General features: G+C 46.5%; 20 protein-coding genes. 7 read left to right on the forward strand and 13 right to left on the reverse strand.

Annotation, left to right across the window (positions count from 1 at the left end):
- Positions 1 to 62: 62 nt before the first annotated feature.
- Positions 63 to 2,483: an efflux RND transporter permease subunit gene (locus GO493_RS01235; RefSeq protein WP_157304244.1), complete on the reverse strand. Its 2,421-nt coding sequence runs from the start codon at positions 2,481 to 2,483 to the stop codon at positions 63 to 65.
- Positions 2,484 to 2,600: 117 nt separating this feature from the next.
- On the opposite strand from GO493_RS01235, the gene porZ reads away from it, so the two are divergent.
- Positions 2,601 to 4,832, forward strand: coding sequence for a type IX secretion system anionic LPS delivery protein PorZ (porZ, locus tag GO493_RS01240; protein WP_157304245.1), 2,232 nt, complete (start codon positions 2,601 to 2,603; stop codon positions 4,830 to 4,832).
- Between the two features lie 27 nt (positions 4,833 to 4,859).
- Positions 4,860 to 5,591 carry a DNA repair protein RecO gene (gene recO / locus GO493_RS01245; RefSeq protein WP_157304246.1) on the forward strand — a complete coding sequence of 244 codons (732 nt, stop codon included), beginning with the start codon at positions 4,860 to 4,862 and terminating at the stop codon, positions 5,589 to 5,591.
- A gap of 30 nt (positions 5,592 to 5,621) precedes the next feature.
- On the opposite strand, the gene GO493_RS01250 is transcribed toward recO, so the two are convergent.
- From GO493_RS01250 to rsfS, 5 genes are all read right to left on the reverse strand, one after another.
- Positions 5,622 to 6,392, reverse strand: a complete 771-nt coding sequence (locus GO493_RS01250) for a UDP-2,3-diacylglucosamine diphosphatase (RefSeq protein ID WP_157304247.1) — start codon at positions 6,390 to 6,392, stop codon at positions 5,622 to 5,624.
- 39 nt (positions 6,393 to 6,431) lie between these two features.
- Entirely contained in the window at positions 6,432 to 6,869 is a 438-nt protein-coding gene (locus GO493_RS01255; protein ID WP_157304248.1) for a hypothetical protein, read from the reverse strand.
- Between the two features lie 72 nt (positions 6,870 to 6,941).
- Positions 6,942 to 7,571, reverse strand: coding sequence for a LutC/YkgG family protein (locus tag GO493_RS01260; RefSeq protein WP_157304249.1), 630 nt, complete (start codon positions 7,569 to 7,571; stop codon positions 6,942 to 6,944).
- Positions 7,572 to 7,577: 6 nt separating this feature from the next.
- Positions 7,578 to 9,602, reverse strand: coding sequence for an ATP-dependent zinc metalloprotease FtsH (ftsH, locus tag GO493_RS01265; protein ID WP_157304250.1), 2,025 nt, complete (start codon positions 9,600 to 9,602; stop codon positions 7,578 to 7,580).
- Between the two features lie 44 nt (positions 9,603 to 9,646).
- Positions 9,647 to 10,057: a ribosome silencing factor gene (gene rsfS, locus GO493_RS01270; protein ID WP_157304251.1), complete on the reverse strand. Its 411-nt coding sequence runs from the start codon at positions 10,055 to 10,057 to the stop codon at positions 9,647 to 9,649.
- A gap of 195 nt (positions 10,058 to 10,252) precedes the next feature.
- On the opposite strand from rsfS, the gene GO493_RS01275 reads away from it, so the two are divergent.
- Positions 10,253 to 11,041, forward strand: a complete 789-nt coding sequence (locus GO493_RS01275; protein ID WP_157304252.1) for a biotin--[acetyl-CoA-carboxylase] ligase — start codon at positions 10,253 to 10,255, stop codon at positions 11,039 to 11,041.
- 421 nt (positions 11,042 to 11,462) lie between these two features.
- A complete protein-coding gene (locus GO493_RS01280) occupies positions 11,463 to 12,371 on the forward strand; it encodes an AraC family transcriptional regulator (RefSeq protein ID WP_157304253.1) in 909 nt (302 codons plus the stop codon).
- A gap of 58 nt (positions 12,372 to 12,429) precedes the next feature.
- On the opposite strand, the gene GO493_RS01285 is transcribed toward GO493_RS01280, so the two are convergent.
- The 4 genes from GO493_RS01285 to GO493_RS01300 all read right to left on the reverse strand — a co-directional run bounded on the left by GO493_RS01285 (position 12,430) and on the right by GO493_RS01300 (position 15,094).
- Positions 12,430 to 12,759 (reverse strand): translation initiation factor, encoded by a 330-nt coding sequence (locus tag GO493_RS01285; RefSeq protein WP_157304254.1) that lies wholly within the window; start codon positions 12,757 to 12,759, stop codon positions 12,430 to 12,432.
- Between the two features lie 26 nt (positions 12,760 to 12,785).
- Positions 12,786 to 13,667 carry a diacylglycerol/lipid kinase family protein gene (locus GO493_RS01290; protein WP_157304255.1) on the reverse strand — a complete coding sequence of 294 codons (882 nt, stop codon included), beginning with the start codon at positions 13,665 to 13,667 and terminating at the stop codon, positions 12,786 to 12,788.
- Positions 13,668 to 13,693: 26 nt separating this feature from the next.
- Positions 13,694 to 14,539, reverse strand: a complete 846-nt coding sequence (gene nadC, locus GO493_RS01295; protein WP_157304256.1) for a carboxylating nicotinate-nucleotide diphosphorylase — start codon at positions 14,537 to 14,539, stop codon at positions 13,694 to 13,696.
- Between the two features lie 135 nt (positions 14,540 to 14,674).
- Positions 14,675 to 15,094: a DUF4783 domain-containing protein gene (locus tag GO493_RS01300; RefSeq protein ID WP_157304257.1), complete on the reverse strand. Its 420-nt coding sequence runs from the start codon at positions 15,092 to 15,094 to the stop codon at positions 14,675 to 14,677.
- A gap of 309 nt (positions 15,095 to 15,403) precedes the next feature.
- On the opposite strand from GO493_RS01300, the gene gpmI reads away from it, so the two are divergent.
- From gpmI to uvrC, 3 genes are all read left to right on the forward strand, one after another.
- Complete coding sequence (gene gpmI, locus GO493_RS01305) at positions 15,404 to 16,927, forward strand: 2,3-bisphosphoglycerate-independent phosphoglycerate mutase (RefSeq protein WP_157304258.1); 1,524 nt, start codon at positions 15,404 to 15,406, stop codon at positions 16,925 to 16,927.
- Positions 16,928 to 17,190: 263 nt separating this feature from the next.
- Positions 17,191 to 17,760 carry a hypothetical protein gene (locus GO493_RS01310; protein ID WP_157304259.1) on the forward strand — a complete coding sequence of 190 codons (570 nt, stop codon included), beginning with the start codon at positions 17,191 to 17,193 and terminating at the stop codon, positions 17,758 to 17,760.
- A gap of 13 nt (positions 17,761 to 17,773) precedes the next feature.
- Positions 17,774 to 19,588, forward strand: coding sequence for an excinuclease ABC subunit UvrC (gene uvrC, locus GO493_RS01315; protein WP_157304260.1), 1,815 nt, complete (start codon positions 17,774 to 17,776; stop codon positions 19,586 to 19,588).
- A gap of 6 nt (positions 19,589 to 19,594) precedes the next feature.
- Here uvrC and GO493_RS01320 read toward each other — a convergent pair whose 3' ends face one another.
- The 3 genes from GO493_RS01320 to porM all read right to left on the reverse strand — a co-directional run bounded on the left by GO493_RS01320 (position 19,595) and on the right by porM (position 22,995).
- Positions 19,595 to 20,149 carry a DinB family protein gene (locus GO493_RS01320; protein ID WP_157304261.1) on the reverse strand — a complete coding sequence of 185 codons (555 nt, stop codon included), beginning with the start codon at positions 20,147 to 20,149 and terminating at the stop codon, positions 19,595 to 19,597.
- Positions 20,150 to 20,397: 248 nt separating this feature from the next.
- On the reverse strand, positions 20,398 to 21,444 hold the full coding sequence (gene porN, locus GO493_RS01325; protein WP_157304262.1) for a type IX secretion system ring subunit PorN/GldN: 1,047 nt from the start codon (positions 21,442 to 21,444) through the stop codon (positions 20,398 to 20,400).
- 12 nt (positions 21,445 to 21,456) lie between these two features.
- On the reverse strand, positions 21,457 to 22,995 hold the full coding sequence (porM, locus tag GO493_RS01330; RefSeq protein ID WP_157304263.1) for a type IX secretion system motor protein PorM/GldM: 1,539 nt from the start codon (positions 22,993 to 22,995) through the stop codon (positions 21,457 to 21,459).
- Positions 22,996 to 22,998: the final 3 nt, after the last annotated feature.

Below are 22,998 nucleotides of genomic sequence, written 5' to 3' on the forward strand. Positions count from 1 at the left end.
AACGCTCAAGACAAGTTAATTTGCCTTGAGCGTTTTTTCTAATATATGAACTATCAATATCTCTAACCTCTTTTCTCTCTGTCTTTCAGACCTAATTCTGACATGTCCAGATCCTGCTCCTCATCCAGCGTATTCCATAATTGCTTCTTCTGCGCCTTCTTTAACAACGCCTTCTCCATCCACAACAGCAACGCAGGAAGAATGGTAAGGTTGGTGATCATCGCCATCAGTAATGTCAGAGAAGTAAGCCAGCCCAACGCCTTGGTACCACCAAACTCTGAGAAACTGAATATCATAAAGCCAGCCAGCAATATCAGGGAAGTATAGATAATGCTCAACCCGGTTTCCTGAATGGTCTGTTTTACCGTAGCAGAAATATCCAGGTTATGATGCGGCAACTCCTGCTTGAAGTTAACCAGGAAACGGATAGTCACATCTATCGCAATTCCCAATGCCACACTGAACACCAGCACCGTCGATGGTTTCAGCGGAATATCCAGCCAGCCCATCACACCCGCTGTTACCGCCAGCGGAATAATATTCGGGATCAGCGATATTAACAGCATCCTCCACGAACGGAAAAGATATAACATACAAAAAATGATCAGCACAAACGCCAGGACTATACTTTCTGTCAGACCGTTAATGATAAAACGGCTACCCTCCAGGAAGATCACACTCGTACCCGTAAACGTCACATTGTATTTAGCGGTATCGAAGATCTGGTTAACCTGCGGACGTAAAGAATCCAGCAACACCGGCAGCCTTGAAGAACCTACGTCCTTCATGTTTACACTTACACGCGCCACCTGCCTGGTGCTGTCCATAAAAGATGATACCAGCTTGCCAAAAGCAGCAGCATCCTTGCTGGAGCCTTCACTACCTTTCATACGCAGATAAGGGGCCAGGAAGCCTATATCAAACTGGTTGGGAATGCTATAGTTGGTGGCATCTCCATTATAATAAGCCTGCTTTGCAAACTTGATCCCCTCTGCAACAGACAGCGGCCGCGCAAAATCCGGCTGCGCTTCTACCAGCTTAGTAAGCTGGTCCAGTTTCTCCAGTGTCTGCAATCCAATTACACCATTCTTCTTCTTTGTATCTACAGCAATCTCCAGCGGCATCACACCTTTGAAGTTATGTTCAAAGAATTTGAGATCAGTGTAGAGCTTGTCACTCTGCGGAACGTCATCCAGCATATGCGCCTCAGACTTCAGCTGCAGCATACCCAGCACAGCACCCGCAATGAATACCACAGAAAGAACATATACCCATTTGCGGTACTGGAATACCAGGGCCGTAAGCCCGTCCAGCAAAGCGCGGAACATACGGTTGTCCAGGTAACTGGTATGCTTTGTTTTTGGTGGAGGCAGATAGCTCAGCACGGCCGGCAGGAATACGAACGAGATAGCAAAGATCAGCATGATGTTCAGACCTGCCACTACACCAAATTCCTTCAGCAGGGCGCTCTTGGTAAAGCAAAACACCCCGAAACCAATAGCTGCTGTCAGGTTCGTAAACAGGGTCACAATTCCCATACGCTGTATCATATGTACCAGCGCGCGGGTCTTGTTGCCGTCTTTCGCGTATTCTGTATGATACTTATTGAGGAAATAAACACAGTTGGGAATACCTATCACTACAATTAACGGAGGTATCAGGGCCGTCAGCAACGTGATCTTATAACCACACAGTACAATAGTGGCTACAGACCAGATCACCCCGATAGCCACCACTACCATAGACATCAGCACAGCGCTGATAGACCTGAAAAATACCAGCAGTATCAACGCTGTCAGCGCAAAAGATAACATCAGGAACAGGTTCAGCTCCCGCTTTACCTTGTTGGCCATGATAGTACGGATCAGCGGCAAACCACTCATACGTACTTCTGTATGATGCTTCTCCCCAAAAGCTGTTCCCAGCTTCATCACATTATCCACCACTTCCGAACGGCGGGCCGTTCCCATCACGCCTTTCCTGATATTGATCATCAGCATATAGGCATGAGTGTCAGGATTATACAACAAGCCCTTGTAAAATGGCAGGTTACGGAAAATACCTGCCATACCGTCTATTGCTGCCTGCTGCTGCAGGTCTCCCTTAAATATAGGCAGCGCTGCCAGCTTGCGCGTACTGTCGTTCTTAACAAGGTTGATAGCAAATGGTACGCTCAGCACATTCTCCACAAACTCTACTTTCTTCAGATCATTGTTCAGCTGTATATAGTCATTGAAGAAATCCTTCTGAAAAAAGCTGTCGGTCTGTACACCAATCACCATCATGTTCCCATCTTCTCCAAAACGGCCTTTAAACTCCATGTATTCTTTATACTTGATATTATCAAGCGGAATAGATTTGTTGGCCTCATAGGACAGTTCTACTTTCTTGGCGAAATATGCCATCACCACCGTTCCTGCCAGCAATAAAACCAGCAAGGATAACCTGAATTTCAGTACGAAACCCGCTAAGCGTTGCCACATAAGCATCGTTGTATTTTAGTAAGGCCGTAAAGGTAATCAAAGTTGTCTAAAAAAGGGGGAGATTCGGATATATAACAACCCGGCCATAAAGTAATAACATATGAGTATTTTTGTCTTATGGTCCGTATTTCCGTTACCCGCTATACCTGGATAATCCTTTACTGCCTGCTGGCCTTTCCTGCCACAGCGCAGGTGCCCGTTGGTCAATGGCAGGAACACCTGCCATCTCTACCCGCCGTTTCCGTCACCCTTCATAACAGTAAGGTCTACTGCGCAACCGCACAGGGACTGTATTCCGTTACCACTGGGGCTGAACAGGACATCACCCGGTACAGTAAAGTGAACGGCCTCCATGATATTGGTATAAGCGCCATAGGGGCTAACGGCAAATGCATACTGGTAGCATATAACAACGGCAACCTGGATCTCCTGCAGGGCAATAACATCATCAATATCCCCGAGCTGCTCCGCAAACAGATAGATGCCGGTAAAACAACGTACCGTATTGTCTTTAATAATGACGATGCCTACCTTTGTACAGAATTCGGTATTGTTGTCATTAATACCTCCATACCAGAAATCACCAATACCTACCTTCCCTCCGGTAACTACAACGCTGTATTTGCAGTTGCCATTCAACAGGACACCCTTTACGCAGCCACAGCCTCAGGTATCTACAAAGCGCCCCTCAAAGGCCGCAACCTGGCAGATTACAGGAACTGGCTACCGGCTTCAGAAGGCCTCCCCGGCACTTTATCCCAACAGATTATCTCATTTAACGGCCGGCTCATATGCCTGTATGATAATCAGCTGTTCAGGCTGACAAACAATACCTGGGTACCCTGGTACAGCGATAACCAGGATATTCTCAACCTCACCGTACATCAGCAGCAACTCATACTCAGTGAAAAAAACAATGCGAACACCGGTCGTATTGTGGTGCTCAACAGCGAAGCTGCCATAATCAACACCATTCAGTATCCGCTTATTAAAAGGCCTCGTGAAACCATTACCTATGAACAGGAAATATGGATAGCAGACAGCCTGAGCGGACTGCTCCGGTACGATGGCAGCGCCTGCATACCCGTCCGTCCTGATGCTCCTGCCAGCATTATTTCAGGAGATCTGCTGTTCTATAAGAACAGCCTCTGGGCCGCAGCAGGAGGCGTTACCGCTTCATGGACAGCCCAGGGCAATACAAACGGATATTACTCTTTCCGTGACCGGGAATGGAAGCAGTTCTCTGATACAATAAAAGATGTAATGTCCCTGGCGACAGATCCCTCAGGCAATGGTATCTATGCAGGCTCTTTTGGCGGTGGACTATTGCATATCAGGGAAGACGGCGCCTATACGACAGAAACAAAAGGTTATAATATAAGCGGACTTGCAACAGATGCCTCAGCTAACCTATGGGTAGCTGCCTATGGCGCCACTTACAACCTGATGGCAAAACAACCCGATAATACCTGGCTCACCTTCAGGAGTCCCTACGCACAGACCGGCAATGCCATCAGCCAGCTGGTTACGGACGACTATGGCCAGGTATACATGGTATCCCCCAAAAGCAACGGGCTGTATGTATTTTACCATAACAACACCCTTCGCAATACCAGCGATGATCAATGGCGGCAATTACGCATGGGCAGCGGCCAGGGCAACCTGCCGTCCAACGATGTGTATTGTGTGGCAAAAGACCATAACGGCAGCATCTGGATTGGCACCGGCAGGGGTATAGCTGTACTGAGCTGTGACGGGAATACAGCCTCTGTTAACTGCGATGCCGTTCTACCCATCATACAGCAGGGTAATTTTGCCGGCTACCTCTTCCAGGATGAACAGGTCAATACCATTGCAACAGATGGCGCCAACAGGAAATGGGTAGGCACCCTTAACGGCGCATGGCTGGTCAACGAAACCGGGGATGCCATCCTCGAACATTTCAATACAGGTAATAGCCCTTTACCAGATAACAATATTTACCAGATAGCAATAGACCCGCTTACCGGGGAAGTGTATTTCGCCACCGCCAAAGGACTCATGTCCTGGCGCGGTACAGCTACAGAACCGGTCACCATGCGGAAAGACTCTGTACTGGTATTTCCTAACCCTGTCCCTCACGGGTACAGCGGCACTATTGCCATCCGTGGCCTGGTACAGAATGCATTGGTAAAGATCACAGATATAAGCGGTAAAATGGTATATCAGACCCGCGCACAGGGAGGACAGGCTGTCTGGAATGGAGTTGATTATACCGGCCACAGGCCGCAAAGTGGTGTATACCTGGTATTTGCTGCAGGGGAAACAGGAGGAGAGCACCTCGTTACAAAGATCGTGTTCATTAATTAGTAATTTTGAAGGGGAGCCTTTGCAGATATGTTACACAAAACACGTGGAATAGTATTAAGAACAGTTAAATATGGCGATACCAGCGCCATCGTAAATATCTTTACCGAACTGTTCGGCGTACAGTCCTATATGGTCAACGGGGTCCGGTCCTCCAAACCAACCGCAAAGGGTAATCTCTTTCAGCCCGGCAACATCCTGGACCTGGTGGTATATCATCATGAACAGAAAAACATTCAGCGTATCTCCGAATTTAAACTGGCTTTCATCTATACCTCCCTGCATTTTAATATAGTAAAGAATACAGTAGCGCTCTACATGATAGAGTTACTGCAAAAAAGCCTGAAAGAGCCGGAACAGCACCCGGAGATGTACTACTTTGCAGAAAGGGCGCTACAGGTGCTTGATGCAGCTCCGCTCACTATTGCGGCCAATATTCCCTTATATTTTACACTGAAAGTGGCAGAACATTTAGGGTTCAGACTGAATGGCCGCTATTCTGAATACGCACATTACCTGGACCTCCAGGAAGGTTCATTCACCGACCTGCCTCCACATCACAGCAACTACCTCGATGCTGCCGGCAGTGAAATAACAGACCGCCTGTTCCAATGTAATGAATGGGAAAAATTAGGAGAGATAACAATGAATAAGGATAAACGAAGGAAACTGTTATATGCCTATCTCGATTTCTTCAAACTGCATATGCCTGATTTCACAGAATTGAACTCTCCTCCAATACTGCATGAGATCTTAGACTAATATGTTGACCTCAGCAAATAAGTAATTGCTCTAGTCAACATCATATTCCAGTGTCGTTTTCTCACCATCAAACACTGCGTAAGTAAAATAATTGATCCAATCTCCGAGGTTAATATAACGGCTGCCAGGGCCAACCTGAAGGTCCAGCGGCAGGTGTCTGTGTCCGTATATGAAGTAGTCAAAATGTTCTTTCTGCAGTATCTCTTTACTGTAGATAGCCAGCCATTCATTTTCCTCACCCAGAAATTTTTCCAGCTCTCCACCGGTGGCAGCCCGGCTTTTACGGCTGAAATAGTTGGCCAGCCCTATACCCCAGGAAGGATGAATGATAGAAAACAACCAGCGGCATACCGGGTTACGGAATACTTTCTTCAGCATTTTATAACCATGGTCTCCCGGACCAAGACCATCGCCATGCCCAATATAGAATAGCTTACCACCAATATCATAGGTCTGAGGCTCGTAATAAACAGGAATATCCAGCTCTTCTTCGAAGTAGCCGTTCATCCACATATCATGATTACCGATAAATACAGAGATGCCTATGCCGCGGTCTTTTAATGCGGCCAGAGTACCTAACAGGCGGGTATAACCTTTGGGGATGACCTCTTTATATTCAAACCAGAAGTCAAAGATATCTCCTACAAGAAAGATATGTTCAGCGTCTTTTGCAACGTTGTTCAGCCAGCGTACGATCCTTTTTTCACGTATCCTGCTGCTTGCGGCATCAGGAGTGCCTAAATGAAAATCAGATGCGAAATAGACCTTTTTGCCTGCCGGAAGATGAATTTTATGCTGCATAAGCCGCAAAGATGAAAAAAATACCGGAATCCACTGTTATCATTTCAACCCTGACTCCCTGTAAGCGCCTTCAATATCTGTAAGGTCTGCCTTTACCGGATCTCCTGCTCCCTGGTAAAGGAATATCTCCCAGGCATACTTCTCATGGTTGAGATTGATAAACAACGGCTCTCCCAATGGCTGTACAAATTTCAGGTGGGTAAGGCTGGTACTGAAGATCTTCACTCCCCTGGATGCCAGGAACTGGCTGTCTGCGATCAGGGTACTGTTATTTACTTCCATCAGGCCGGAAAAAGACTTTTCTCCGAAAGCCGCTTTAAGGGCACGGAGCTTATCGCCGGTTGGCCTGAAAATTACAGCGCATGGCTTATCCACAGTAAATGTGTAAAGGGAATCTGCTGCACTGCCCGGAGAAGGCGCTTGTGAGCAGGAGGCTAATAAAATTGCACTCAGCGGGATTAGGAATAACCTGAACATCATGATCATTTAAAAGAACAGCGCATGATAATATCACGCGCTGCTCAAAATTATGCTTAAATAATTTATTTCTTATTCATCCACCAGGAATACATATACCTCTCTGGGGCCATGTATTCCTACTACCAGCGTTTTTTCAATATCTGCCGTGCGGCTGGGGCCTGAGGCAAAAGAGATTGCCGATGGAAGATCTCCCTGGTATTTATCTTTCAGACGGGAAATAGCATCTTTCAGGTCAAACACCAGCTGATGAGTGTATGCAATCACTATGTGAACAGGAGTATATACCGGCAACGCTCTTCCTGAAGGCTGTGCAGCGCTCAGTACGATAGTGCCTGTACGCGCCACCAGGCATTCACAATCTGTAATAGCAGCATCTGCGGTATGCATGTCTCCCTTGTTCAGAAAGGATAGCTGCTGCAGCTGTTTCACCAGGGAAGGGGTCTGACAGTGAACATCTGTCCATTCCCTGGAATCTGCCAGCGCCTGGAGATTGTCCAGTACTTCGTTCTTGCCTGTGCAGAAAATGAATTTCCCCTGTAAACGGGCAAATTCTTCTGCAAATTTCATCTCCAGCCCTTCATGCTCCTTTATAAAAACGGAACTGTTGCCCTCCGAATTGGGGAAGGGCAACGGTACCGATTGACTTAATGCATTTCTTACCTTCTTAAGAATATTTTCCTTGGCGGGAGATATTTTCATATCAGCTTACGCGTTAGCAGGTGTAGGCGAAGGATTGATAATATCTGTAGGATGTACGCCCTCTGTGGTCATACCTTCCTTATTAGCGATATGTTCACGATGAACATCCCAGGGACGTTTACCTATCAGTCTTTCAAGATCTGCCTGGTATAATACCTCTTTCTTCAGCAGTTCCTGCGCCAGAACTTTTACGTTCTCAAGCCTTTCTGTGAGCAGGCTCTTGGTACGCTGGTATGCTTTCTCAATAAGCTGACGTACTTCTTCATCTATCAGCTTGGCAGTCTCTTCAGAGTAAGGTTTGGTGAACGCCTGATCACTGTTCGGATCGTAGAAGGATACGTTACCTACTTTGTCGTTCATACCATAAACGGTTACCATTGCATACGCCATACGGGTAATCACCTGCAGGTCGTTCTGTGCGCCGGTAGATACTTTACCGAAAACAATGTCTTCCACTGCACGGCCACCCAGGGTCATACAGATATCGTCCATCAGTTGCTCGGTATTATAGAGGTACTGCTCTTTAGGCAGGTATTGTGCATATCCCAGTGCCGCTACGCCACGTGGTACAATTGTCACCTTCACCAGCGGGTTGGCATGTTCAAGGTACCATCCGCAGATAGCGTGGCCGGCTTCGTGATAAGCTATCACTTCTTTCTCTTCAGGAGAAATAATCTTGTTCTTTTTCTCCAGACCACCAATTACCCTGTCTACCGCATCGTTGAAGTCTTCCATTTCCACTTCGTTCTTGCCTTTACGGGCAGCAATAAGTGCGGCTTCGTTACATACGTTGGCAATATCAGCGCCGGCAAAACCGGGGGTCATGGAGGCCAGTTTCTTAATATCCAGGTTAGGAGAGGTCTTGATTGGTTTCAGATGCACATCGAAGATAGCCTCACGGCCTGCCAGATCTGGCTTATCGATAGAGATCTGACGGTCAAAACGGCCCGGGCGCAGTAACGCACTGTCCAGTACGTCCGGACGGTTGGTAGCCGCCAGGATAATGATACCGCTGTCTGTACCAAAACCATCCATTTCCACCAGGAGCTGGTTCAGGGTATTCTCACGTTCGTCATTGCTCATCATCACATTCTTACCCCTTGCACGGCCAATAGCGTCTATCTCATCAATGAAGATGATACATGGCGCTTTCTCACGGGCTTGTTTGAACAGGTCACGCACACGGCTGGCGCCCACACCCACAAACAGCTCCACGAAATCAGAACCGGACATAGAGAAGAAAGGTACCTGTGCTTCACCTGCCATTGCTTTTGCCAGCAGGGTCTTACCAGTACCCGGAGGGCCTACCAGCAATGCACCTTTAGGTATCTTACCTCCCAGTGCAGTATATTTTTTCGGATTTTTCAGAAAGTCTACTATCTCCATCACTTCCACCTTCGCTTCATCCAGACCGGCTACATCACTGAAAGTGATATTAACACGGGTGCCTTTATCAAAGAGGGTGGCTTTGGATTTACCAATGTTGAAGATACCGCCGGGACCGCCGCTACCGCCGGCAGGGCCGCCCATTTTACGCATCAGCAATATCCACAGACCTATCAGTAACACCAGGGGCAGCAGCAGTTGAATGAATGGCTCAAACCATCCCTGCCTGTCCTCATATGTCACTTTCACCTGGTCTTCCAGTGGTGTGTTGGCCTGGGCCTTGTCCAGATCGGTCTTAAAGCTTTCCGCACTACCTATGCTGAACCGGAAATGTGGTCCCGCATTGGGGGCGCCGAAACGGCCTTTCGCTACTTTATCGAATTTAGGTTCATTCAGGCGGTCCTTTTTGATGTAAACCTCTACTGACTTTTTATTCACTACGACGAGCCTGTCCACATCGCCCGGTTTCAGGTAATTCAGCTGAAATTCCTGGAAACTAAGCTCTTTAGGCTGAGCCCCGAAGTTTAAAAAGTTCATTGCCAGCAAGGCTACCCCGATAAAGGCATACACCCAGTATATGTTGAACTTTGGTCCTTTCTTTGGCGATTTGTCTGACCCCTTGTTGAAGTTGTTGCCTCTTTCCATAATCTTACGATCCCTTTTTAAGGATGTCGGGTAATAGTTAAAAGTTATAAGTTAGTCTCATTATGCTCCATTCGTTCTGCATCACTCCACATATCCTCCAGGCTGTAGAACTGCCTGGTTTCAGGTTGGAATACATGCACCACTACATTCACATAATCAACCAGTATCCATTGTTGTGCGGTAAATCCTTCATGCTTGAAGGGCTGCTCTCCCGTATGCTCCTGTACTTGCTCCTCTACATAATCAGCAATTGCCTTCACCTGTGTAGTGGAGTTCGCCTCGCATATAACAAAGAAATCAGCCACAGCTTCAGGAATCTGGCGCAGATCCAGAGAAACAATATTTTCACCTTTTTTCTCCTGGATGGCCTTAATGATGGTGGAAAAAATCTCGCTTTCTCTACTCAGGCGTGTTAACGCCTTTTTTCTCGTACTCAGAACGGTTAAGGGTGCCAATAAAATCTCTTTTGGTTAAAAATAATCTTTAATTGTCAAAATTACTAAAGAAGCGGCAAATAAACGCCGGAATAAGATATTGTTATAATGCGTAATAGTTAGTGATAAATAAGGCTTTATCGCCTGTAACTCATACACTTGTCACAACTGCCTGCTTAACTTCCCTTCTGCCCGTTCTGTTAAGAAAAAGATAAAATGAATTACTTTGCTCCTTCAAAACAAAAAGAAAAGATTTTCCCTGTGATCGGACAGCCATTTTACATCTTAGACAAAGTAGACAGCACCAATAACTATGCCATGGAGCAGGTAAACACCGGCACTGTGACACCGGGTTCAGCATGGTTTGCAATGGAACAGACTGCCGGAAAAGGACAGCGTGGTAAACAATGGCTCTCGCCCCCCGGAGAAAACATTATCCTCACCATTGCCCTGCAACCCGGCACCCTGCCTCTTTCCAGGCAGTTTATGCTCAGCGTTGCAGTAGCCCTCGGCGCGTATGACTGGTTCAGTAAATACGCCGGCGATGAAACCGCCATCAAGTGGAGCAATGATCTTTACTGGCGTGACAGAAAGGCAGGAGGCATCCTGATTGAGAATGTCCTGCGTGGCAACACATGGCAATATGCCATTACCGGTCTCGGCATCAACATCAACCAGGCAGTATTCCCCGAACACCTCACCAATCCTGTATCTCTCCGCCAGATAACAGGCAAAACATTCGACACGGTACAACTGGCCAGAGAACTCTGCACCGCCCTCCAGGAACGGCTTCAGATGCTCCATCCCGCTCAGTACACGACCCTGCTGGAAACTTATAAAAGCAAGCTTATCCGCATGGAAAAACCCGGCCTTTACCGCGCAAACGGAGAGTACTTTGAAGGTATTATCAGAGACGTACTGCCAGATGGCAAACTCTGTGTTGAAAAAGAAGGTGAAATGCTGCAATTCGGCTTCGGAGAAATAGAATTTATTTTCACGAAATAAGCCTGGTCAGTAAAACCTGTCCGGTTTTGATACTGCCCGCTGTCCGGTTTTGTAAAAGAGTGGAATTACAGGTTGAAAAACGATATGGATTACATGCTATCATGTTGTCAGAATCATAGGTAAGGTATTCTGATAACATGTAATCCATCTATATCTTGTATACTGCTGCGATAGTTGGTTGATTAAGGCAGTTCATCAAAAAGCCCAGTTGATGAAAACAAGATTTTGGTTGATAAAGGTGTTCCCAAGTTGTGAAATATTTGTTAATTCTGCAAAAATAAAAATGCAACAAGGCTACAAACAATCTCCCTTTAACCTTGCAGACAACCATCTATCGCCTTATTACTCCGCATATCATCAACGTATCGTCTTGCCATCACCTTAATAGCATATTATGAAGATGCTTCAGTAACTTTACTATATGCCCGCTACTAACAGTAATGATCTCTCAGAAATAAGTGTAAATCCGGGGAAGGCCGCACTCAAAGTACCTCCCAAAGGTCATTTTGCAGTACACTCCCGCGCTACTAACCCATGCAGGGAATATATTTCAGCCAGCAGACGTGATTACTACAAGATATCCCTCATCACAAAAGGGGAAGGCCTCTTTACACTGGGTGGGCGTTCCTACCAGATCACTCCTCCTGTCCTCATTTTCATTAACCAGTCCGAAATAAAGACCTGGGAGCCCAAAGGCACAGAACAGGATGGATACTATTGCATCTTCACCGAGCAGCTTTTTGAAATGCAGCGGCATAACCGTGATGAACTGGTACATTACCCGTTGTTCCAGATAGGAGGGACCCCGGTAGTACATCTTACAGAACAACAGAGTGAGCATATGCAGCGGCTCTTCTGTCATATGATGAGAGAAAGCTGCAACGTCACTTCCTACAGCCATGAAGCCATAGCACTCTATCTTCAGCTGCTCCTGCTGGAAGCCAGACGGGCCGCCGCAACGCAATATACCCCGCACCGTTCCCTGACCACCGCACAGCTGCTGGCAGAACGGTTCACTGATACATTGGAAAAACAATTTCCCATCACATCAGATCAGGACCATATACGCCTGAAAACCGCTGGAGAATTTGCACAGGTGCTGAACGTACATCCCAATCACCTGAATGCTACCGTGAAAAGTGTGACCGGCCGTACTACAACAGAACATATACGCCAGCGTATCCTGCTGGAGGCAAGACTGCTGCTGGTACATACAGACTGGCCCATTGCAGCCATAGCCCGCAGCCTGGGCTTTGAAGAACCTGCCAGCTTCTCACATTTCTTCAAGAGCCAGACCAGCTTTACACCTCATATGTTCAGAACATTGTAAAAAACAAAACTCCCGGTATACCATCGTTATACCAGGAGTCCTGTATCTGTATTGATAATTATTTTGCTTTATAACCCCAGTCCTGCAGCCATTTGATCACTTTCTCCTTATAATCTCCCTGTATCAGTATCTGCCCGTCTTTGGCACTGCCACCCGTCCCGCATTTTGTTTTCAGTTCCTTTCCCAGTTTCTCCAGGTCCTCTGCTTTGCCAATAAAACCATCTACCAGCGTTACCACTTTACCTGCACGCTGTTTGGTATCCAGCTTCACTTTCAGCTGTTGCTGTGCTGGCGCCAGCGTTTCCACTTCTTCCGGTTTATCGCTCTCCGGCCGGAAGTCAGGGTCTGTGGAATAAACAATCCCCCCGGTGTTTTTTTTCTTGGACATAAAACTATGTTTAAGCTCTCTAATCTTTATTGCGCTACTATCACCTGTAAAGATCCCGGCTGCACCCTGAACCTTACCTGCTCTGCACCATTCAGCGGCACGGCGTCTCCATCCACCTGCAGGTATGCCAGTTCCTCACTCTTTACTACAATATCCCTGCCGGTAAGATGTTGCATGTACTTCGTCTTATCAATATTGCCCAACAGGGAATACAGTCCTATCGGTATCAGTCCCCAGAAACCAATAGGAGGCACCACACAGAGGTCCAGCTGCCCGTCAAATACATTTGCTCCCGGCGCCAGCTTAAACTCATAGCCAAACTGGTTACCATTAGCCACCGTAAGCAGGAAAGCCCTTTCCTGCATGGTTTTTCCGTCAATATTAATAGAATAGGCAGGACCTTTATATTTTGTAAATCCTTTGATGACCAGTCTCGCATATCCCCACAAACCTCTTTTGGTAGTATGCCTGAACTGATCTGCTATCAACGCATCAAAACCTACACCCGCATTACTCAGGAACATATATTCATTGGCATATCCCACATCTATCGCCTTCCGTCTGTTATTGGCAATTACCTCCAGTGCATGTGGCACCTTCAATGGTATTTTCAGTGCCCTGGCAAGTCCGTTGCCGCTTCCCAGCGGTATAATAGCCAATGCCGTATCTGTGCCGGTAAGTCCCTGGGCTATCTCATTGATAGAACCATCTCCACCTACTGCCACTACCGTATCAATACCTGACTTTACCGCTTCACGCGCCAGGTCAGTACCATGCCCCAGGTATTCCAGGTGCTTTATCTCTATAGAAAAGGCCTTGGTGGTCAGATACCGGCGGATCACTCCTTCCAGTCTTTTTTCTCTGTCTGTTCCGGCTTTACGGTTAATGATGAAAAGTATCTTTCTCAACGTAAGGGATATTTCATTATTGGATATCAGATTGCTTTTAAACTCAGGTCAAGGCTTACGGCGTGATGGATAATAGCCCCGGCAGATACATAATCAACCCCCGTCTCTGCATACTCCTCCAGGTTGCCCAGGTTAATGCCCCCGGAAGCCTCAGTTTCATACCTGCCGCCTATCAACGCCAGCGCCTCCCTGATCTGCTGCGGCGGAAAATTGTCCAGCATGATCCTGTGTACCTGCCCCACAGCCAGTACTTCCTTCACATCTTCCAGGCTGCGCGTTTCAACTTCTATCTGCAGGGGTAACTGCTTTTCCTCCAGGTAAGCCACCGTTTTGGTGACCGCCGCTGTAATGCCCCCCGCAAAATCAATATGATTGTCTTTCAGCATCACCATATCATATAATCCCATCCTGTGATTCACACCGCCACCTATCCTTACCGCTTCCTTCTCCAGCAGGCGGAAATTAGGCGTGGTTTTACGCGTATCCAGCAAACGGGTATGATATCCTCTGAGTTTCTCAACATAGCTGTGTGTAAGGGTCGCTATGCCACTCATTCTCTGCATACAGTTCAGTACAAGTCGTTCTCCCATCAGCAGGGTATGTACAGAAGCCTCTATTTCAAACGCAGTCTCTCCTGCCGTCATCTTTTCTCCGTCCTTCTTCAGCGGCTTAAATATCGAAGACTGGTCCAGCATCCGGAATATGGCTTCTGCCACCTCTATACCTGCCAGTATACCGTCTTCCTTTATCTTCAGTCTTGCACCTCCTCTCGCCGAAGCCGGTATGCATGCTAAAGTAGAATGGTCCCCACTCCCTATGTCTTCTGCCAATGCGTTTCGTATAAGTGCTGTAAATGCTGCTTCCTGGTACATACTCACGGTTTGAAAGAACGAAAGTAAGGCAATTTCCTCTTTTGCACATGACGGTACTTCCCACACGCCTTTCATAAATAAAAAAAGCCCGGGTTATTCATCCCGGACTTTCACTATCAATCTTAACAATACACTTTATTTACTTTCGAAACGAAGCTCATTCAATACCATTGAACCGCCTTTCTTCTGAAGGAAAAAGGAAGTTCTGTAAGAGCCTCCTGTAGTTCCCAGGTTTGCAATACCCATACGGGAACCTCCGGAACTTTCAACCTGGTGTATCAGTTCAAATGATTTCACCTGGTTCTTGGCAAAGAAATCTTTCAGAATGATCTCTGCCTGCGCCTTGCTGTAGGAATTGGATTTACCCGCCATGTTGATCTCAACGGTGTTATCCAGGTAACGGGATAATGCGCTTACATCACCTTGCTTTATTGCACTCACTACATCTTCAAAAGGCCCGGTAACAGTAGGTTTAATGGTAGCGGCCGAAAGTGTAAATGCAGTGATAACGACGCCAAACAACACAGCACCAAGCACATACATTAACTTTTTCATCGTCTGATTTTTATTAAGTAGTAAATTTTTGGTCATCCTGACTTGAAATGGGCTAAAACTATGCCAAATTGCAGAGCAGTGGCTAAAATACAATTATCGTTGTACAGTACAAACAGTAACTAATACGAAGTTAGTTATATATAATTTTAAATTAAAGCCTAACTGCAATAAAAGTTTTTCAGTTCACTGCTTAAAATTTTATAATTATAAATTCTGGACGCACTTCATTAAGTTTGATGCCGTTTTCACAGAGGCTTCATACCTTTGACTGTCTTTTGTAACACTGCAAAAAAAAATCGCACTGGAAATATGGAAAAGAAAAGAGCCATTCTCGTTATCATGGACGGATGGGGGCAGGGACAGGTTCCTGCCGCTGATGCTATAGCGCATGCAAAGACACCTTTTGTCAGCAGTCTTTATAACAAATACCCGCACAGTACTCTCATCACCTGCGGAGAAGATGTCGGATTGCCGGAAGGCCAGATGGGTAACTCAGAAGTAGGACACCTCAATCTTGGAGCAGGCCGCATTGTATACCAGGAACTGCAACGCATTAACGTAGCGATACGCACCGGAGAACTGGCCGCCAATCCCGTGCTCCAGGCTACTTTCAACTACGCTAAAGATAACGGCAAAGCCCTGCACCTGATCGGTCTCGTGAGCGATGGCGGAGTACATTCCCACATCAATCACCTCAAAGCACTCACAGAAATAGCCAAAGAAAAAGGACTTTCCAAAGTGTTCATACATGCCTTCACAGATGGCCGCGATACCGACCCTAAAGGCGGGCTCGGCTACATGGAAGACCTGGTACAGCACCTGCAGAAAACTACCGGCCAGGTAGCCAGCATAACAGGCCGCTACTATGCCATGGACCGCGATAAACGCTGGGAACGCGTGAAACTTGCCTATGATGCCATGGTACACGGCACCGGCACACCTACCCAGGATGTTATTACCGCCATCAAAGCATCCTATGCTGAAGGCGTGACAGATGAATTCATCAAACCTATCGTTACCGTAAACGCACAAGGCCAGGCTATAGGCTCCCTGCAGGAAGGTGATGCAGTACTCTGCTTCAACTTCAGGACAGACCGCTGCCGCGAAATCACCCAGGTGCTCACCCAGCAGGATTTCCCTGACTATGGCATGAGCGTAGTGCCCCTGCACTACACCACCATGACCGAATATGATAAGACCTACAAAGGCGTACACGTTATATTCGAGAATGACAACCTGCAAAACACCCTCGGCGAAGTACTGGAAGCTAATAACCTCACCCAGATCCGTATCGCAGAAACAGAAAAATACCCGCACGTTTCCTTCTTCTTCTCCGGTGGCCGAGAGAAAGAATTTAAAGGCGAACGCCGCCTGATAGTGGCCTCCCCTAAAGTAGCCACCTATGACCTGAAACCGGAAATGAGCGCACTTGAAGTAACCGATACCATCGTTCCTGAAATTGAAAGCAAATCAGCAGACTTCATCTGCCTGAACTTCGCAAATGCTGACATGGTAGGACACACCGGTATATGGGAAGCTGCCATCAAAGCCGTAGAAACAGTAGATGCCTGCGTAAACAGAGTTGTCACTGCGGCACTGAAAAGCGACTATACCGTATTCCTTACTGCAGACCACGGTAACGCCGATTTCATGATCAACAATGACGGTAGCCCAAATACAGCGCATACTCTCAACCTGGTGCCTTACTTCATTATCAGCAATGATTTCAAAGGTGAAGTGAAAGCAGGTAAACTCGGAGACGTAGCGCCCACTATTCTCACCCTGATGGGATTGTCAATTCCTAAAGAAATGACAGGTAATATACTGATCTGATAATCATCTTATCTAGTCATAAAAAATTCTGATCGCGCTATGCGCACCCTGGAAGGCTGTTCTGCTGAAAAGCAGAGCAGCCTTTCGTTTTAACAGAATACCAGGCAAAAATGTATAAAAACGAACAGAAAATAATTAATTATTCTAACCTGTAACTATTACGATAGATAAACCGTTTTACGTTTTTTAGTGCTCTCGACAGATTTGCTCATGCATCAGATGCGCCGTTTTCACGGCGCATTTACTTTTAGTACCTTTGCTGAATGGATCGTTTTTCTTGGACACTGATAGCCCTGGCCTCACTGTTGGCCTCCTGCAGCGCCAACACAGGCAGCAGACATGCAAACGGACTGTACAGAGACCTGAAAGGATACTTTCAACAGGAACTGAATAACATGGAAGCCCACAGGCCCTCCCTTCAGAAAACAGTTGTACTGAACGGGCAAAGGGACAGTATGACCATTACCACTCCCGACTCCTCACAATTACAACACCTCCTGCAACCCTTCCTGGAAGCAGATCTGAACAAACCATCCCTGCAGGGAGCATACGATACCATCCTGCTGGCAGACCAGTTTACCGGCAAACATTCACTCATGTATAAAGCCCGTAACACATCTACCGTTCCACAGGAAGTGATCCTCGATATAGACAATAACCAACGTATCACCAACGTACAAATGAATAAACATGTACGTAACCTGGTATACGAATACCAGCAGAACCTGGTGTATCAGCAAAACAAACATATCCGCATCGTGACCTGGCAAAAAATAGCCTTTCTGCCAGCCAAGGAACTGGACGTGAAAGTGCTGCTGAAACATCAAAACTGATCTTCCTTTTAACATGACAGCAGCGGAATTTCAACAGATATCACATACAATACCCCTTCAGCCGGGAATCTACAAATACTACAATGAGGCCGGAGAACTGATCTACGTAGGTAAAGCCAAAAGCCTGCGTAAAAGGGTCAGCTCCTACTTCGTGAAAAATCACGATAACTACAAGACAAAAAAACTTGTAGAAACCATACACCATGTAGAATTCACTATCGTAAGCTCCGAACAGGACGCTTTCCTGCTGGAAAATTCACTGATCAAACAGTTCCAGCCCAGATACAATATCAACCTCAAAGACGATAAGACCTACCCCTATATAGTGATCAAACACGAACCGTTTCCACGCGTATTCCTGACCAGGAACGTGATCAAAGACGGTTCAGAATATCTTGGCCCGTTCACCTCCGTTGGAAGGGTAAGAGAACTGCTGGAAGTGATCCGGTATAACATTCCGCTCCGTACATGCACGCTCAATCTCTCACAACAGAACATCAATAAAGGGAAATACAAAGTATGCCTGGAATATCATCTGGGCAACTGTAAAGGCCCCTGTGAAGGCTTGCAGACAGAAGAAGACTACCGGGAAGGATTACAGCTTGTTAAAAACGTATTACGCGGCAACCTGGGGCCTGTATTGCAGATGTTCCGCAACCAGATGCAGGAACATGCCATGAACATGGAGTTTGAAAAAGCTGAGATCATGCGCAAGAAGATAGAAAGCCTCCATGCCTACCAGGCTAAATCTACCATTGTTAACACCCGCGTTGGCAACGTAGACGTATTCTCCATTATCAGCGAAGGCAATCACGCCTATGTAAACTACCTGCGCGTACTGAACGGCACCATCGCCGATACCAAAACAGTAACGCTGGAAAAGAAACTGGAAGAAGACGATACAGAAGTACTCACTTATGCCGTAGGCTACCTGCGGGACGCCTTTCAAAGTCTTGCACGGGAGATTATTGTACCATTAGAACTGGAATACCCCGAAGAAGAAGTGACCGTAACTGTACCTAAAGCAGGCGATAAGAAAAAACTGCTGGAACTGTCCGAAAAGAATGTCAACTATTTCAGGGAAGAACTTTATAAAAAGAAGATCCTTCACCTGGAAGGAAAGAGTGATATGGAAAGGAAAAAGGTACTGTATCAGCTACAGGCAGATCTTGAACTGCAGGAGCTTCCTCTTCATATTGAATGCTTTGATAACTCCAACTTCCAGGGCAGCTATCCTGTATCAGCCTGCGTAGTGTTCAAGGACGGTGTGGCTTCCAAAAAAGACTACCGTCATTTCAATATTAAGACCGTAGAAGGCATCAATGACTTTGCCTCCATGAAGGAAGTAGTATACCGCCGCTATAATCGCCTGCTGGCTGAAGGACAACCACTGCCCCAGCTGGTCATCATAGATGGTGGTAAAGGACAGCTGGGCTCTGCCATGGAAAGCATCCGGGAACTGAACCTGGTAGGTAGTATGACGGTAATAGGCCTGGCTAAGAATGAAGAAGAGATCTTCTTCCCGGGAGATAAAGAAAGTATCAAGCTGCCGTATGACAGCGAAAGCCTCAAACTTATCCGGCGCGTACGTGACGAGGTACACCGCTTCGGTATCACTTTCCACCGTCAGAAACGCAGTAAGGGCACCTTTAAAAATGAACTGGAAACTATCAAAGGCATAGGAGAGAACACCGCCACTCAGCTCCTGAAAACATTCAGGTCCGTCAGTAAGATAAAACTCTTATCCGAAGAAGATCTCATAAAGGAAATAGGCACAGCAAAGGCAAAACTGGTATATCAGCATTTTCATCCCGCACAGGAAGAATAGCCAGCTTTACACCATTGCCCTCAACGCCTGCCGTACATGCCTGTCTTCATGAGCCAGCACAAACCTGAAAGTATCTCCCAGTGAAAACTTCAGCCAGTTACCCAGCGTAGTAGGTATCCTGATATGCTGAATATCTGCCTGTGCAGCACGCACCAGCACATCATCCATTCTCTGCAGCCACATGGAAAATTCCTGGACTACCTGTCCGGCATTAAGATCAGCCTGCGGACGGTAAGCTTTAGGGGCCTGCATTTTCATAGACAAGGTACCGTCCTGTTTAGGCTGCATCATCTTCGTAAAATAGTTACCAAGCCATCCGCTTTTAAAACTGGCAGGCGCAGTGCCTTTATGTGCCGCAACAGCAGCTTCCATTTCTGGAATATAGAAGCGGCTGTAGGCGTTCAGATGGTCCAGGCACTCTGCCGCACACCATTTACCTGGTTCCGGCTGTTTTAACAGTGTTTCCTGCGTTTCTGCCAGGAATCTGCTCTGCGTGATACGCATAAGCTCTTTTACCTGCAGACGCAGATCATTCAATAGTACAGAGGTATCAGATTTCATACATGTAAGGTAGTTTAAAAAGTAAAAGGGAGCCTGTATTGACACAGACTCCCTTTTATTTTTTGTTTTATAGCGAGCAGATTAATACTGCCACATATCCTGTTCTTTATTAAAGATCCTGTCTTTGATAGCCTGGCCTTCCAGACTTGATGCGCATGAGCTCTTGTATTTGTAAGATAGCCTCAAACGTAAAAGGGAGCCTGTATTGACACAGACTCCCTTTTACGTTTTGTTTTATAGCGAGCAGATTAGTATTGCCACATATCCTGTTCTTTATTAAAGATCTTGTCTTTGATAGCCTGTCCTTCCAACAGACGCATCGTACCGTCTTTAATATAATCCTTGATCTCGCGGTTGTAAGTATTGTTTTCCTTGATCACAAAACTGGAGAAGAAACGCATTTCGAAAAGGTCTTCCCAGCTCATGGTAGCAGCATCGTTATTCTGGTTGTATACATCGTATTTAGCCAGGATAGGACGCATATCAGGATAATATACCCAGAACAGCGGAATAGCGGCACGGAAAGAACCATCTTCATTCATACGGGACACCATAGGAGCAATACCCAGGATACGTACTTTCAATGCAGAAGCTTCTTTATCGAATACCCAGATCTCTTTGATCTTGTACTGAACAACAGTACGCGGATCAAATTCATCGCGGGTAGTTACCATTGTTTCCTCGCCGGTCACAGGGTCAATACTACGAACTGTTTTTTCCTGTCCGCTCAGTTTAGCCTGAACCTCAGTCCATGGCATTGGAGTAGTGAACCTGTCGTCTATAGGACTGAAAGCTTCTACTTCCTTGTTCTTTACGGCATTGATCAGGATATTGATGAACAGCTGGTTTGTACCTGATTCATCCTCAACATCATACTGGAAAGGAAGGTTCATCTTTTCACGGATATCTATTACCTGCCATATTTTCTTCTCCCAGAATTCGTCATCTGAGCGGATATGGTCATATGGAATAGGAACACGGTCCTTGATGAAGTTCTTTTCAGAGATACCATCCACACGCAGCGATTTACGCGGCGTATCAGCTACAGGAACACCAACGCCATCCGGACGCAGGGGAGCTCCTGTTGTTGTAGGAGGAGGTGGAGGCGGTGTTTCAACGCTGTTTCCTGTGGCGGGATTTACCACAGCGTCAGCTGCTGGCGGGGTTGTAGATTCCGCAGCCCTGTTACGGCGTGTGGTTCCTCCACCGCGACGTTGTGCATCGGCTTCGGTTGCCAGTACCAGTACCAGCATCAGAGAACACCAACCAATTCTGTTAAGAATGACTGCTCGCATAGAAAAATAATATTAGTTAATCTTGAAATTGATATTTGGCATATCTCTCACCCTTCCATCCGGACTTTTTACACGTACGTTATCGAAGTACACCTGGTCACCCGGACGCAGAGCGCGGATAGCAGCCATAGCGCCACTTGGGAAGTAAGCAGAGTTAGCTTCAGCTTCAACGTACTCCTTGCCTTTTGCGTCGATACCTATACGGTAGCTTACTACCTCGTATTTTATACCTTCAAACAGGAAGTCTTCCAGGTCAGCACGCAGACCGCCCTGTACTTTGAACTCAGCAGCCTTCATAGAAGGACCTTTGCTCAGACCTACTTTCAATACCGGGTCAGGAATGTATTTGATACGGAATTCCTTGGAACCCAGTGTTTTTACTTTACCGTCAATGTCTGCTGTTACAGACACTATTGCAGTACCAGGCTTGTTAACTACTACAGAGTATTTACCGGCACCTGTTTTAGTCATAGAACCTGTGTTGATACCTGCAGATACTTTTTCAGCAGGAACACCACCGGCAGAGATAGAGATCGGGTTCTGCAAACCAATATACAGTACGTTCATCTTATCGGCAGAGATAGAAGTGGTAGAAGCACCAACACTATAAGTCTCTGTGAAAGGATAAGAAACTACTTCTCCGCTTGGGTTGGTCATTTTTACAACACCGGAGATAGTTTTCTCACCGATACCGGATACAGGCATTGTATAAGTACCCAGACCTTCAGCAGCAGTAACAGGTGTACCGTTAACTACTATCTCAGGATTTACAGTGCTGCTGTAAGCACCCACTGCGATCTGAGCTGTCAGGGTCTGACCTTCCATCAGGTTCTTTGAGTTCAGAGATACGAAAGGCCTGATTTTGTCGAAACGGAAGTCTTTAGCAGCGATCTGTTTCAGCAGGTCATCGATGATCAGTGACTCAGAGTTCTTGATATCGTTCTGGAATTTGCTCAGGATAGTCACCGCAGCAATGGTAGGGACCATGTTGAAGTGATAAGCGGTCCAGTCTTTCTTTACAACTCCGTGGCCACCACCGTGGGAAGGACCAACCTGGATGTGCAAAGGAAGAGATTTGTCGAACTTCGCTTTATCCTTAGGATCTACGTAAGTCAGCAGTTGCTCACGCAGGTCTTTCAGTTTTTTCTCTAATGCAGGACCCTGTTTCAGATTCTCCATTACGTGAGTAGGAGCGTCCAGGTTGTCTTTGCTTTTCAGCTCACCGAATTCGTCACGGCCACCGCTTGCTCTGATGATCTGTTCTTTCAGGGAGTCGATGTAAGTGAACATTTCAGAAGAAACCGCTTTTACCTGGTCTGCCTTTGCTTTGAAAGGACCAGCCTTCGCAGCGTCCCTGCTCATCTGGTCAACGAATGCCGCATAGGTATCGTTGTTCTTATCTGTGATCGAGTTGTTCGAAGTATTGATTGAATTGTTGACTATATTAAACGCGTTCAATATCTCAGCAGAGACGTTCAATGCCAGCATGGCCGTCAAGACCAGATACATGATATTGATCATCTTTTGCCTGGGATCTTTAGGTAGTGCCATAGT

Origin of the sequence: Chitinophaga tropicalis (genome assembly GCF_009758205.1) — a bacterium.
Taxonomy (GTDB): Bacteria; Bacteroidota; Bacteroidia; order Chitinophagales; family Chitinophagaceae; genus Chitinophaga; species Chitinophaga tropicalis.

Excerpts from the sequence above, each read along its gene's own strand:
- GO493_RS01235 (WP_157304244.1), bottom strand. The coding sequence starts at position 2,483 with ATGTGGCAACGCTTAGCGGGTTTCGTACTGAAATTCAGGTTATCCTTG.
- porZ (WP_157304245.1), top strand. The coding sequence starts at position 2,601 with ATGGTCCGTATTTCCGTTACCCGCTATACCTGGATAATCCTTTACTGC.
- recO (WP_157304246.1), top strand. The coding sequence starts at position 4,860 with ATGTTACACAAAACACGTGGAATAGTATTAAGAACAGTTAAATATGGC.
- GO493_RS01250 (WP_157304247.1), bottom strand. The coding sequence starts at position 6,392 with ATGCAGCATAAAATTCATCTTCCGGCAGGCAAAAAGGTCTATTTCGCA.
- GO493_RS01255 (WP_157304248.1), bottom strand. The coding sequence starts at position 6,869 with ATGTTCAGGTTATTCCTAATCCCGCTGAGTGCAATTTTATTAGCCTCC.
- GO493_RS01260 (WP_157304249.1), bottom strand. The coding sequence starts at position 7,571 with ATGAAAATATCTCCCGCCAAGGAAAATATTCTTAAGAAGGTAAGAAAT.
- ftsH (WP_157304250.1), bottom strand. The coding sequence starts at position 9,602 with ATGGAAAGAGGCAACAACTTCAACAAGGGGTCAGACAAATCGCCAAAG.
- GO493_RS01275 (WP_157304252.1), top strand. The coding sequence starts at position 10,253 with ATGAATTACTTTGCTCCTTCAAAACAAAAAGAAAAGATTTTCCCTGTG.
- GO493_RS01280 (WP_157304253.1), top strand. The coding sequence starts at position 11,463 with ATGCCCGCTACTAACAGTAATGATCTCTCAGAAATAAGTGTAAATCCG.
- GO493_RS01285 (WP_157304254.1), bottom strand. The coding sequence starts at position 12,759 with ATGTCCAAGAAAAAAAACACCGGGGGGATTGTTTATTCCACAGACCCT.
- nadC (WP_157304256.1), bottom strand. The coding sequence starts at position 14,539 with ATGTACCAGGAAGCAGCATTTACAGCACTTATACGAAACGCATTGGCA.
- GO493_RS01300 (WP_157304257.1), bottom strand. The coding sequence starts at position 15,094 with ATGAAAAAGTTAATGTATGTGCTTGGTGCTGTGTTGTTTGGCGTCGTT.
- gpmI (WP_157304258.1), top strand. The coding sequence starts at position 15,404 with ATGGAAAAGAAAAGAGCCATTCTCGTTATCATGGACGGATGGGGGCAG.
- GO493_RS01310 (WP_157304259.1), top strand. The coding sequence starts at position 17,191 with ATGGATCGTTTTTCTTGGACACTGATAGCCCTGGCCTCACTGTTGGCC.
- uvrC (WP_157304260.1), top strand. The coding sequence starts at position 17,774 with ATGACAGCAGCGGAATTTCAACAGATATCACATACAATACCCCTTCAG.
- GO493_RS01320 (WP_157304261.1), bottom strand. The coding sequence starts at position 20,149 with ATGAAATCTGATACCTCTGTACTATTGAATGATCTGCGTCTGCAGGTA.
- porN (WP_157304262.1), bottom strand. The coding sequence starts at position 21,444 with ATGCGAGCAGTCATTCTTAACAGAATTGGTTGGTGTTCTCTGATGCTG.
- porM (WP_157304263.1), bottom strand. The coding sequence starts at position 22,995 with ATGGCACTACCTAAAGATCCCAGGCAAAAGATGATCAATATCATGTAT.